This is a genomic window from Microbulbifer sp. CNSA002 (assembly GCF_047324085.1).
Classification (GTDB): domain Bacteria; phylum Pseudomonadota; class Gammaproteobacteria; order Pseudomonadales; family Cellvibrionaceae; genus Microbulbifer.
This window is the reverse complement of the sequence record NZ_CP172449.1, coordinates 4,956,496-4,969,065: the sequence shown is the minus strand read 5'-3', so window position 1 is coordinate 4,969,065 and position 12,570 is coordinate 4,956,496. Positions and strand designations below refer to the sequence as shown.

Annotated in this window: 8 protein-coding genes; all 8 read right to left on the bottom strand. The window is 52.1% G+C overall.

Features of this window, described 5'->3' with window-relative positions; genetic code table 11:
- Window positions 1-2: 2 nt before the first annotated feature.
- Window positions 3-650, bottom strand: a complete 648-nt coding sequence (locus ACG1BZ_RS21915) for a tetratricopeptide repeat protein (protein WP_413663683.1) — start codon at window positions 648-650, stop codon at window positions 3-5.
- Window positions 637-3,501, bottom strand: coding sequence for a tetratricopeptide repeat protein (locus ACG1BZ_RS21910; RefSeq protein WP_413663682.1), 2,865 nt, complete (start codon window positions 3,499-3,501; stop codon window positions 637-639). The genes ACG1BZ_RS21915 and ACG1BZ_RS21910 overlap by 14 nt, the downstream gene beginning before the upstream one ends.
- A complete protein-coding gene (locus ACG1BZ_RS21905; RefSeq protein ID WP_413663681.1) occupies window positions 3,494-5,464 on the bottom strand; it encodes a hypothetical protein in 1,971 nt (656 codons plus the stop codon). The genes ACG1BZ_RS21910 and ACG1BZ_RS21905 overlap by 8 nt, the downstream gene beginning before the upstream one ends.
- Before the next feature lie 6 nt (window positions 5,465-5,470).
- Complete coding sequence (locus ACG1BZ_RS21900; RefSeq protein WP_413663680.1) at window positions 5,471-5,995, bottom strand: AraC family transcriptional regulator; 525 nt, start codon at window positions 5,993-5,995, stop codon at window positions 5,471-5,473.
- Window positions 5,996-6,111: 116 nt separating this feature from the next.
- On the bottom strand, window positions 6,112-7,110 hold the full coding sequence (locus ACG1BZ_RS21895) for an FAD:protein FMN transferase (RefSeq protein WP_413663679.1): 999 nt from the start codon (window positions 7,108-7,110) through the stop codon (window positions 6,112-6,114).
- A 12-nt stretch (window positions 7,111-7,122) separates the two neighbouring features.
- Window positions 7,123-8,694: a hypothetical protein gene (locus tag ACG1BZ_RS21890; RefSeq protein ID WP_413663678.1), complete on the bottom strand. Its 1,572-nt coding sequence runs from the start codon at window positions 8,692-8,694 to the stop codon at window positions 7,123-7,125.
- A gap of 100 nt (window positions 8,695-8,794) precedes the next feature.
- The gene (locus tag ACG1BZ_RS21885; protein WP_413663677.1) at window positions 8,795-11,314 is read right to left on the bottom strand and encodes a LamG domain-containing protein; all 2,520 of its coding nucleotides are present in this window, start codon (window positions 11,312-11,314) and stop codon (window positions 8,795-8,797) included.
- A 3-nt stretch (window positions 11,315-11,317) separates the two neighbouring features.
- Entirely contained in the window at window positions 11,318-12,544 is a 1,227-nt protein-coding gene (locus ACG1BZ_RS21880; protein ID WP_413663676.1) for a hypothetical protein, read from the bottom strand.
- Between the last annotated feature and the right edge of the window lie 26 nt (window positions 12,545-12,570).

The window sequence follows — 12,570 nt, the reverse complement described above, 5'->3', positions numbered from 1 at the left end:
TGTTAAAGTCTCCGCTCCAGCTCGAGTATCCATGCACTGAGCAATTTATCCTGTTCAGTACCGGAATCTTGCGCTGCCATATAATGCTGAAGGGCACGCTCGGGCTGTTGCAGGTAAAGGTCGTAGAGGATTCCCAGGTTGCGGTGTGCATCGGCATAGTGTGGCCAACGCTCTATGGCGGCGTTGTAGTATTGCTCTGCATCTTCGAACCGCCCCCGGTCACGCATCAGGGCGGCAAGACGATTCCAGGCAAATACATTGTTATCGTTTACAGCAATAGCCTGGCGAAAGCTGCGCTCGGATTCCTCGTATTTCTCGCCGGACTGTTGCACGATTGCCAGGTTAAGCCAGGCTCCAGAGAGCTCCGGCCACTTTTCAGTAATTTGGAGCAGTTGCGATTCAGACGCAGGTAAATCATTTGCCTGAAAATTCTGGCGAGCCAGTTCCATTGCCGCACGGGCCTGTTGCGGTACTCTTTTACCATCCCGCAAGTAGGGGTTCTCTGTCAGTTGTTGCGCGGCGTCACTATCTGCGGGCGATGTCGTCTTTTGCAGGCCGCTACATGCGGAGAGTAGAAAAACCAATAGCGCAGTAGTGAATAACCGTGCGATTGAAGATAATTTATGGGCGCTAAATTCAGTGCAGTGCATCACTCCACTCCAGGGTTTTTTCTTCTTTTTTGTAGCGTGCGGGTAACAGCTCTCCCAGTGAATGGAAGCTGCGTTTAACCCAGTCGTCGTAAATACCCTCAACCGTGCGCTGGATATTGGCCTCGTGAAGCTCTATAGACTTCTCCTCAAAGGGATAGGCCTGTTCCTCCAGTAGAATTTCGTATTGTTCCAATTCCAGCTCGTTCAGGTTTTTAGGGCGCTGTGAGTCCATCAGGTCACGGCTGAGCTGTCGGTACACTTCCGCGAGGCGATAGTTTGCTTGAGGGGTGAATTCTGCGATGCCAAACTCCAGGACTTTGCGGTAATCCGCCACGGTGGTTTGCATGGCCCGCTTTTTATTAGCGAGACTGGTCTTTAACGGCAAGCGCAGTGCCAGTTCAGCAAATTTCGCATAACTTTGTTCCGCCAGTTCACTTTGAGAATAAGCGGCCAGGTAACGCCCGCGGGGTGACTGCAGCGAGTTCTGTGCAAGTTGTTGTAGCCAGTAATTCCGCTTAGTGGGCTTTTTGGTCTGAGCGTAGATTTCGACCAGCTGAAATTGCGCTTCCAGACGTTGCTCGGCGGGTTCTGGCCACAATTTGCTGTAGTTGCGATAGCTTTCAATAGCCCTGTTGTATTCACCGGCTTTTTGCAGGTTTTCTGCTGCCATAAACAGGGATTGACGGCGAACTTCCCGATCCGGATCTGTAGCGGCTAATTGCAGTAATTCTGTGGCGGCAGCCGCCGGCATTTCCAGAGCTTCAAAGATAACGATGGCTTTGGCAGCCAGTGTCGGCGTCAAGGTGTGCGCGGGATAAAACTGGCGGAAATCAGCGAGTTCTGTGCTGGCGCGCTGCCACTGCCCTAATTGAATAAGAAAATTAATCGCATCATATTGGGCGGTGGCCGCAACCTCTGTGCGCCCGCTATCGCGGATACGCAGCAGGTGATTGAGGGCTTCCTCACTGGGAGCGGCATCCTCACTCTCGCGCTGGGCCAAAATGATTTCTGCCTGGCGATAGATGGATAACTGCAATTGGCGCAATGCGTCTTTGCGCAGCTTATCGTCTGGCTGGTAGCCGAGCGCGCGGGTATAGGCAGCCTCTGCCTGGGGATATTGCTTCAGGGAAAAATGGCTGTGGGCCAGTATTATTGCAATACTTATTTGCTGTTGCCTATTGGCTGGCGGTTGCCATTGATCGGCGTGCTCGGCAGCGGCGATGGCTTCGGCAAAGCGCGATTGTTGTAACAACTTATCGGCAGCGGCCAGCTGTACTGGCAGAGCTCTCGGGTCTTGGGGCCAGCTCTGTGCAAATTTCAGGCTCGCTTCGATATTGCGATCGAGCCACAGGATTTTCTGTTCCGACTCTTGATCCGGAGTTTGTTCATGCACTCTGGCTGCACTGAGGATGGCTCCGTAGCCGGCTTCGGCAGCATACTTGGGATCTTGGTATTCCCAGGCGACCTGGCTGTAAGCGCGCCAGGCGGCGGGGTGATCTGCAGCCTGCTCAAGACACTCCGCCATCAGGAAAACCATGGATGGCGTGCGTGGATCTTGTGGAAAAGTCTGCGCGTATTCCTGATATAACGCGGCTGCGCTGCGATAGGCACCCAGTGATTGTGCGCTGACAAGGCGACGTTCTTTCACCTTATTCGCGGGTAGTTTTGTGACCTGCTGAGCCAATTCCTGAGCGCGGGCGTGGTCAAACTGGGCCAATTCATACAGCCATGGTTGCAGGGTTTTGGCCAACTCCTGTTGTTGAGTTTCACCTGCTGCTTGCCAGTAATCACTGTTCACACCATAGCGACGCACAAAGTCCCGCTTCGTGGGCAGAACTTCCTTATGTAGTCTCCCCGCTTGCAAGGTTGCAACGGCGAGAAGATGAAGCTGTGGGGCTTGCTGGGTTTGTGGGTAGTGATTGACGAATTGTAAAAAGGTATCGGCACTATTGCGGAACAACTCTTTTTCCCGATACCAGGTACCGAGTGCACTGTATAGCTGGTGCTGATAGGGACGTGGCTCTCCATTGAGGTTAAAAGACTCAATGGCTTCAGCACCTCCCAGGTAGCTGAAGTTTAATGCGAGCCCGCGCAGGCTGTCTTCACGCAGGCGTTGCCGCCCAACAGGGAGTTCCTCCCCCTGTTCCTCACTGTGCAAAATATCCAGCGACTGGAGAAAAATTTCTGTGGATGCGCGGTAATTGCTCGATTTAAATTCTGACCAAGCCAGCATATAGCGAGCATTATCCGTAAATGGACTCGGCCCCTGCTTGAGCAATGCACGGAAATCTCGGGCGGCACTGGGGTAGTCTTTGCGGTTGAATGCCGCCTCGCCACGGCGGAATAAGACTTCGCCGATAAACGGTGAGTCCGGTGCGCTACCGGCAATCTTTTCCAATGCCTGTAAGGCCGCAGGCATTTCCCCGTCCAGTGCTCGGGCGCGGGCTAAGCGATAGAGAATGTAATCATCTTTTGGGCGCTGTGCAGAGAGGCTTTGGTAATAATCGACCGCGCTGGAGTAGTCGACAATAGTATCCGGATTGTCGGACTGTTTTTGCTCCAGTCGTTCCATTTCCAAGTCAGCCAGGCGCAAATGGATTTGTTGCCGAACCTTGGGATCGGTGTGGCTCTCCAGTGCCATGCGGTAACTTTGCACCAGGTTTTCCAACGCGATAACGGTTTGCACGGGCGGATTTTGCGGTGCCTCTTCCTGGGGGCTGGGTGGGTTGGCGCGGGGCAGGTCAGCCAGGGTTTGTACCGGTTGATTGCCGCAGGCTGTCAGGGCACAGCAAATACCAATAGCCAGGGAGCGCAGGGTAAACACAGCTGCCGGATGCGGGGCGTTATTCATTGTCTGCGGCCCCGGTATTATCCGTGTCACTGTCAGCCTGAGAGGTTGTGGGGATCGCCTGCATTTCAGCGTCTTGCAGACGTGCGATAGCCAGGCGTGTGTGGGCCATATAATTGTGAATTTGCTGCTGCTCCCTACCCAGCTGGGCGATAACTTCTCGGCGTAGGTCGGCTTCAATCAATTCGCTGGCTCGACCAATCGCCGCTTGCTGAGCTGGAATTTCGTCACCGGCGGTGACCACCCGATAGGCTAGTTGGCGCAGTTGTGGCCCCCGCTGTGCTTCGGTATCTGTTTTCTTGCGTTGTTCCCGCCCCCTGCGTAACTGATCTTCGAGCAGTTGTAGGGATTTTTGCTGCTGCCACAACTTCTCGTGATACTGTTCACTGGCTTGCCAAAGCAAAATCCCCCGGGCTTTCGCCAGGGTTTCTGCTTGTTGTTGGCTGGCTTTGCCGCTGTGCTGGATTTTTTTAAGACGTTCTTGAGCGCCGGTGAGAATTTCCAGTAATTCGAGGGTTTCACTTTGTTCATTTGGAGTGGCGGTGGTCGCCAATAAAGTGAGTGCGTCGCGCTCCTGTTCAATATGCTCGAGAGCTGCCCTCAAATGATCATATTGCTGTGTTGCCATCTGCAACTGCTGGTCAAACTGGGCGCTATTGTAGTTATCAATAATCGTTGTACGGCGCAGGTGACGCTCTTCGATAAGGTCAGCAAATTGGGGTAGTTTATCTTGCCAGGTCTGTAGGACCTGGGTGAGCTGCTGCAGATCGCGCAGTTCGGTGAGCCGCAATTGGAAGTGGTCACTTTGTAGGATTGGCCGCAGAAAGTGTTGGTTATCGCGCAATAGGGGAGAGGCCTGGGCTAGTTGTAACCAGCCATAGCGCCAAGCCTCGCGCTGAACAGGATCATAGGCCAGCGGTTCCGTCGCCAGGTCTTGTTGTAACTGGTGTAACTCAGTAAGCGTTTCCAGGTAATAAGCTTCAGCGCTTTGATATGCTCTGAGGGCTACAGAGCGATTTTCCAGTTTTTCGTAACCATAAGGCAGGGCTACCATCGCTTCCCGTGCGGCGGGACTGTAGCGGTGTTTATCCAGTAAAAATTGCAGTGCGTCTATGCCCGCTTGGTAGTCCTCACCATTGATAGAGGACCAAGCCATTCCCAGGAGTGCGCGAGTTGCCCAGGGTGTGTTGAGGCGAACCCTGGAAAAGGCTTCTTTAGCTGCGCTGTGTTGCTCTGCAAGTGCCAGGGCGTACCCCATACCAATATGGGCTTTATCAATGAGTATGGGAATTTCAGATGAAGGAATATCAATTGTTTCTGCAAAATCAACAGCGACTTGATATTCGTGAATTGCTGCAGGCAATTGGCCGGACCTGGCAAAGGCAGCGCCTAAGTTGATATGTCCCAATAACTTTTCCGCAGGGTATAAATCGCTGGTTTTCAGTAATTTTTGAGCCGTGGTGAGGTCTTTATTGCGCAGCGCTAAGTTGAGAGGTAGAGAGGACTCCTCGGCAACTCCTGACTTTTCCAAGTGTGCTGCTGCGCTGACAAAATCACCGTTCAGGTAATTTAATTCGGCCAGCTTTAACCAGGCAGTGCGGCGATATTTTGGCGCAGCCTCGACATTACTCTGCTGTTCAAAAAGTTCAGCTGCTCGTCTATGTAAACCAAACCCTAGGCTGATCCCGCCCTCTATCAATGCGGCGTTATCCCTGTGAATTTGAATTGAATCCCGCTGTTGAGCAACCAGCAGTGTGCTCAGGGCATCAAAGTAATTCCCTTGAAAATACTCGTAAAGCGTAGCGCCATAAGCCAGGTCTTGAGCCCTTTGGTATTTTTGTGGGGCTCGCTGCTCATTGCTGGGACCGTTTGTTTCGGCCACAGTATCCGCTTCCTGAGCGCAAAGGTTACTTGCGGCAAGGGTGAGCGCCAGGGATAGGATGCGGGTAAAAGATGGGTAGTACATGGCTAATCAGGGCGTTGGCCACTGCACCAACTCAAACTCCGGCTGTTGTTTTCCAGAGTTGTCTGAGATAACCAGTTCAATAACGGCGGGCTCATCACTTTTATTCAATTCCAATTTGGCTGCCCGCTTGTATTCGCGCCCTTCGGGCCCAAGGCCAGTTATAAAAGCAGAAATAGTGTAATCACCGGATTTTAGGTTGCCTTTGTAAAGCGGTTGAATACCACCGCGAATCAACGCTTCCCGCTGATGTTCCGTATACAGATGACTTGCACTTAACTTGTTATCGATGTGTAGCTTTACTGCATCCAAAGTAAAATAGTGGCCTACATCCATAGACACATAAAAGGCGATTTGGCTCTGTGCGGGATAGAGCAAATCTTCTTCAAGAATCAATAAATCCCTGTTTAATTTAAGTACATCGCGCTTTAATTCTTCCAATTTCTCCGCAGAGAAATCGCTTTCCTGAGCCTGCACAAACGCAGAGCCTAAAAGGCCGATAAATAAAATAAAGCACTGAAAGGGGCGTCTCATGGCAGACCTTTTGATAGGAATTGGCATTATTCTTTGGTCGGCGCAAATTATGTCAGGGGATCAACGATCTGATGTGATCTTGTTGGCAAATTTTCTATGAAGATAAAACGGATTACTCAAAGATTCTCCAAACCGCGACTGAAAAACAACTTCCGGTTACTATCTATAACTACTGCTTCAAATTGGGGCAATCGATTAATAAGTGCCAAGCCTTTCTCTTTTCCCAGAACAAACACACTGGTAGAAAGGGGGTCGGTATCAAAGCCGCGGGGGCCAATAATGCTGACACTAATCAACTTATCAGTGTCTTTTGCAGAAGTTTCCGAGGGTTTTCCTGTGGATGGATTAAAAATATGGTGCACTCTATCCTGCTGCTCATCAATAAAATAACGCTCGTAATCACCTGAGGTAGAGATAGCAATATCACGCAGGGGGATAACCGCAGCATTTTTACTTTTTTCACGGGGGTGGCGAATACCCACTAACCAGGGTTGCCCCTGTTTATCTCCCAGCATGCGTGAATCGCCACCGGCACTGACACTGGCGCAGCAAATGTCTGCCTGCTTGAGGATCTCAATTGCCCGATCAACCGCATAGCCTTTGGCAATTCCCCCTAAATCTATTTTTGTGTTTTCGTGGCCAAAACGGAGTGTATTGGCCTTTTTATTCAGTTTTAAGTGGCGGTAATTCAACGCTTCTAACAACGAGTCCGTCAGCTGGGCGTCTGCCTGTTTCTGCTGGCGAAAATCATAGTGCTTGCCCAGGGTGGCGTAGCTGATATCGAATGCACCATCGGTGAGCTGACTAAACCAAAGGGATTTATCAATCAGGTTGGTGAGCTCTTTGGAAATATTGACGTTTCCCCGGCCAGCTGTGCGGTTAACGAGTGATAGTTCACTGTTTTCCTTATAGGGCGAGAGCTGATCGTCAAGTCGATGAAACTCTGTCATGACCTCTTCAATAAGGTGCTCGGCTTCAATGCCGTCCTCGTGCCAAAGTTGTAGGCGAACCTGAGTTCCCATAATTGCACGTTCAGCGTAGTGCCATTCGGCCATCGAAGGAATTGCGCAAAGTGTGGCACTACACAGTAATAGCAATTTAAAAAAGCGGAACATCACTTATCCAAGTTAAATAATGGGGGCGAAGGCAGTCATACTGTCTTGTAAGTTACTATCGCCGAGACCGTGATTCGGAAATAAGGTTGAGAAATTACCTTGCTCCCCGTGCAGGGCCATATAGTTGAGTACTACAGTTTCCACCAATAAATTGACGTTGTTAGCGGCGGGGGTGGATGTTGTTTCTACATCACCGGAGCTGCGCATATAGCCGAGTTGCTGGTGGATCGCCTGTTCGTCCGCCGTGCCACCGAGTAATTGTGGTCGGCCCGCCGGGTTGTATACCAGGAAAAATGAGGCGGCTGTCTGTTGATCATCGCCAGTCCAGACGCCTTTGCCACGGCCTTCTACCGAGTCGTCCAGCATTCCGTTGGAGAAAACGGAACCATCACTAAAAACGTAAATCATCAGGGGCTGGTTGCGGCGGGCGGCATACTCCAGGCAAGCGCCAATACAGCGCCCTGCGCGCAAATCGCGAATCTCTCCTGTGGCGCGGTCGCCGGTATGGTAGTCATAGCCACCCATGGTAATAGTGCCTGCACCGGCATATCCATTGACGACCAGCTTCATCACTGAGGCGGTCTTTTGGAACTCTCTGTCTCCACTCAATTCTGAACTGGTAAAAACACCGGATGGCCCGACGATATCAGGATCGGATTCGGGATTTAAATCGGCAGGGTTGCCAAAGCGATCAGCCAGGTCAGCACTTTTCATATAGCCGCAACGCACCAGGTCTTTAATGACTGCATCGGTGCTGACTTTAGTATTTACGTTGCTGAGTTTCGCTTCGGAGATACGGTACATGGACTCCATCACTGCGACAGTGTCCTCCTGACTGAGCAGCCCCACCAAGTCTCCTACATCTACAAGGCCGGTAACGTCGGAAGAGCGATCCACTTTGGTGGGGCGAACTTCGGGGTTGATCATGGCGGAAGGAGCCATGGAGTTACCACCGGAATCACTGGAGCTGGAGCCGATCAGGGCCAGCAGGGAACCGTTTGCTCCCGCCTGGTTAATACCGTACATGGGATTGTGTGGGTTGTTGCCGGTATCATTTTCCGAGCGAGCGGGAATAACTGCACCGTTGGTCGCCGATGCTGTGCCAGCAGCGATTTTTTCCAGGATGCCTCGCAACATGCCGCTGTCACTATGGAAGGCGAGACCCAAGTCAGTATTGATAAATTCATCACCGAGGGAGGGAACCATATCCCCGGGGAGGCCTTGCTTGTTGTAGCCGGCTGTGCCGAGAAAATCCATTTGTCCGCCCTCTTTGCCTACCAGCACATTGGAGCCTGCAATATTGGCGCCGCCGGCGAGATCGAAACAAATAAAAGGAATTTTACCGGCACCGAATGCACTGACATCGCAGGGACCGCCATTGGTTTTTCGTAGCGCTTCCAGGTCCGAGGAAAGGGCTGCATGGGCACTACGGGGATTGGCAAACAAGCTGAAGACAGAGCCGCCCAGCACTGTTCCCATGCCCGCTCGGAAGCCTTGAGCGAGAAAGTCGCGGCGTGTTACCGGGCGGTGGTGGTCCGGGTGCCGTAGGGGCTGGTCCAGATCAAAGTGTTTTTTCTTGCTCATAATATTCCCGGATATAGTTTTCGGTGTGCCGGCTCTTTATTGTGGAGGGGCTTTACCGGCGAAAGTTTTGCCGACAAAGCCGCTAGTCTTTTTTATGCGATCAGTGAATCAGGATCATGGCACTGCCCATGGCGGCAGCACATACGGCTTTCACAGTAGTTTCTGTGCGACCTGAATCGCAGCTGCTGCCACAGGCGGTCATGGTGTCGATAAGCGTGTCCAGTTCTGTCTCTACAGAGGCCAGGTCCGGGGCGCTGGCAAGCTGCGAGACGCTGCCGTCATGCCAGTTCATCTCGTGGCCAAGCAAACCTTCCATGAGCGGATCAATAATCTGCGCGCGTTTGCTGGCGCTGTCGAAGGCGGTGTCTGCGGAAGCGCTGAAGTCAAATCCACTGAAGTAGCTGCTGCGCTCACTGGAGTCCACCAGGGTGCTGCAATACTTCACTGCCAGCTGGGTAATACCCATTTGCTGTGCAGCGAGGAATCCTTCAATGTCACTTTCAACCGGAAGCTGGCGTTTCACAGTTTCCCAGGTTTCATAAATATCCGGGTGGGACATGGAGACTCCGGTCGCCTGGGACAGGCTTGCATGGATTTGTTCAAATCGGCGCAGACCTATGCGCGATTGCGCTTCCAGATCAGCGGCATCCGCAGGTTCAGCTGGAGTAGCCTCAACCCGGTTATAGGTTTCGCTGCCGATTTTTTCGAAGGTCAGGAAAAATTCATCATCGAGGGGGCCTTTATCCAGAGTGATAATGGTCCCGAGCCTGGAAAGCTGCTGGCCTTCACCTGCTACATAGCTATTGTCGACTGCAGTGGATAACTTGGACCAGGCCTGGCCCACCTCCGCTTCGCGGCCATTAATACCGATACGCATTCCCTCAATGGCGATTCCAGATGGATCGACACTGTCGTCGAGGCTGACAAAGGTGGGTTCACTAAACAGATAGGCATAATTATCAAATTGCTGCACAGTAAACATGACATAGCTTTCGGCAATGCCTGTGTGCTCTTCAACTTTGAATAACAGCAGATATTTTTCACCGACGCCGACTTCGTAGTTGGTAGCAATATCCTCTTCCGATAGGGCGCGGGAGTGAATTGCCAAAAGGCGAATGGAGCCTTCCCAACTGTTGCCGTTACTGACTTCGCTGCCTACTGCGAGAGCAAAGGTATCGTCCCAGGTAGAGAGTAAACCGGATTCACTTGGGTCCGGCTCCCCGGTATTTGCACCGTTAACGTAAAGCTTGCGTCCGTTAATTGGATCGTAAGTGGCCACCACATGCTGGAGACTGGCTTGTACAACCTGGTCGGCATCATCGGTTGCCAGGGCAGGCATACCGTCCGCATCGGTGTTGTCATTGCGGTTTTGCACGGTGTAACTGTATTGATCCTGGCCGAGAGTGAAGTTGCGAATATCATCGCCACCGGAATAGGTGACGATACGCGCGGGCCCATCCTGTGAGACGTTGGCTGGTGCCGCCCAGATTTCAATTGAGTATTCACCGGTGGCTGTAAGGGTATCGTAAAGTTTGCTGCTGGTTGCAGTAGCCCCCTGTGCTTTACCCCCCTTCAATTGCAGCCCCCAGGAGTCGATCCACTCCACATCGCCAGATAGGGCGAGATCAATTGCGGGGTTAACTCCGGAGGTATCGTAGGCAGTGGTGCCGCCGCCGGTTTTAAATTCATAGAGAGCAATTGCATTGCTCTCTATACGGCCGCCACTACTCGCAACAATACCGTCTGTGAGGCGCAGTGCCTTACTGGTAACCCAGTCGGGGTCTACCTCGGTGACACTGATAGTGTCGGCGAAGGCTTGGATCGCATCGGTCATTTCCGCTTCGTTATCTGAGCAGTCATCCCAGCAGTTGTGAAATTCACTGCCCAGGCGCACAGAGAAACGGGAGTCGGCCGGAGAATCCAGGTTAATTTTGCTGACCGCAGATGCGTAGGCCAGGTCGACATCAGAGCTGGCAAAGTAGGGGGTTTGTGCCGTTGTCGCATCTTCACTGTGACAGTTGGCACAGTAGCTGCGCAACAGAGGGTAAACTGTGGTGCTAAAGCTGCCGCTGGATTCGGGGAAACTTTTACTGGCACCCACCTCACGCTCGACAGGTGCGACAAGGGTGATTGTATTGCTTAGGCCGCCGCTAGCCCGAGCCCATTCCTCGATATAGTTGGTAATAATTTCCGCACAGGCATCATCGCTGGAAAGCCAACAATTGTGCCCACCACCAACCTTGGTTACCAAACGGGATTCATCGGGAACTGATAAGTTAATTAACTCACGCCCGGCATCGTAGGCAGCATTGATATCATCGCCGCGGACAAAATGTGGGCTCTGGTTATTTTCAATATGACAGCTGCCGCATCGATTTGTCGCTGCCAGGTTATCCCAGATGTACTGTTTATATTGATTGACATCATCGGTTTCAGGATCCGGTCCGGAATAGGCAGCGGTGCCATCGTTGTCGCTGGTATCCGGTTGGCTTTCGGTGCCCTCTCCACTGCCACCACTACAGGCACTGATTGCCAGGGCAGCACAAAACAGTGAAGCGATACGAAGCGTGCGAACTATCAGTGTATTTTCTATCACTGGGAGACTTTTATAGGTTTTCATTTTTTAATCTCCCGCGCAGTAAACCGCAGTGTCTGCGTATACCTGCTTAAGTTTGTAGCCGGTATTGCTGAAATCATCGGTAATAGTTTCGATACGGTTGCGGTCGGTAGAATCTTCCGGCTCGCGCAGACAAACTTGGCGAAACACCTTAGTTACTTGGCATTTGGCAAAAGCTCGGCTGTTAGACAACTCCTCTCCCAGGGATTTGATACCGTTGCCGTTGCCGGACAAGGTGTCGCTCCAGCCCAGATGCATATTTATGCCCTCGCGCCAGTAGTTAACCCAGCTGTCGTCGGGAATAATAAAACCGTGGGGGAAATTGCCGCTGTTAATTAGGTTTTTGGCCTTAACACGGCTGCCGGTTTCTGGATCTATATCACCGGCTGCGTTGTAATCCAGGGCTCCCTCTTCACCATCGGGATCATTGTCTGCATCGTATACATAGTCGTAGTAAGCGAATGCCTGTGCCATGGGGTCCATGCCGCTGTGGCAACCGATACAGTTATTTTGGAATACCCGACTGTCGCCCCCAGGGCTGCGGCTTACATCCTGGCGAATACGATCCGGTGAGCGGGAAGTATCCTGCACCTGCTCCATGTCGTTACACAGGTGATTGAGCATGGTAAAGCGAAACATGGCGCGATTGGTTCCCGCACTAAAAAAAGCCTTGGCGGCGGCGCGGCTGGTAAGAACGCCGGCGGTGGCATCTGCGGGGAGACCATTGAGAGAGGATTGAGCTTCCTGCACCAGATTGTCCTGCAGGGAATAACCCCCGGCTTCCAGTGTCTCGTAGTGGTCGTTATTTCCCGTGTTGTAGGAGGGCAGGCCAGAAATATCACCGGTGTAGAGAATATTTGCCGAGAGCAGTTGGCGGAAGTCCATATCGTCCCGAACCATGCCGATTACCGTCGCAGTGTAATCATTTAATGGTTCAAATACGTCCTGCTCCTCATTAGTCCAGGGAGTGGCCAGATTTTTTAGAGTGACATTATAGAAGGCGTCATTCTCCATTGCCGTATACGCCGCAGCGGTGGGATCACCGTTTTCTATATCCTCTGCCATATCCAGCAATACACTCTCGCTGGGAATGGTTCCGGTGATGCGGCTGTGAATTTGGAGAGCCTGGTCCTGCGATGCTGATAGGGCAGAATTACTCCACAAACCTACTCCGAGCAGTGCGGTTACCGTGGTGAGCCGGAGTACACGCGCTCGAGACGAATTATTTTTCATTGGACTATTTTTGTCGGTGAGATCAC

Excerpts from the sequence above, each read along its gene's own strand:
- ACG1BZ_RS21910 (WP_413663682.1), bottom strand. The coding sequence starts at position 3,501 with ATGAATAACGCCCCGCATCCGGCAGCTGTGTTTACCCTGCGCTCCCTG.
- ACG1BZ_RS21885 (WP_413663677.1), bottom strand. The coding sequence starts at position 11,314 with ATGAAAACCTATAAAAGTCTCCCAGTGATAGAAAATACACTGATAGTT.
- ACG1BZ_RS21895 (WP_413663679.1), bottom strand. The coding sequence starts at position 7,110 with ATGTTCCGCTTTTTTAAATTGCTATTACTGTGTAGTGCCACACTTTGC.
- ACG1BZ_RS21880 (WP_413663676.1), bottom strand. The coding sequence starts at position 12,544 with ATGAAAAATAATTCGTCTCGAGCGCGTGTACTCCGGCTCACCACGGTA.
- ACG1BZ_RS21915 (WP_413663683.1), bottom strand. The coding sequence starts at position 650 with ATGCACTGCACTGAATTTAGCGCCCATAAATTATCTTCAATCGCACGG.
- ACG1BZ_RS21900 (WP_413663680.1), bottom strand. The coding sequence starts at position 5,995 with ATGAGACGCCCCTTTCAGTGCTTTATTTTATTTATCGGCCTTTTAGGC.
- ACG1BZ_RS21890 (WP_413663678.1), bottom strand. The coding sequence starts at position 8,694 with ATGAGCAAGAAAAAACACTTTGATCTGGACCAGCCCCTACGGCACCCG.
- ACG1BZ_RS21905 (WP_413663681.1), bottom strand. The coding sequence starts at position 5,464 with ATGTACTACCCATCTTTTACCCGCATCCTATCCCTGGCGCTCACCCTT.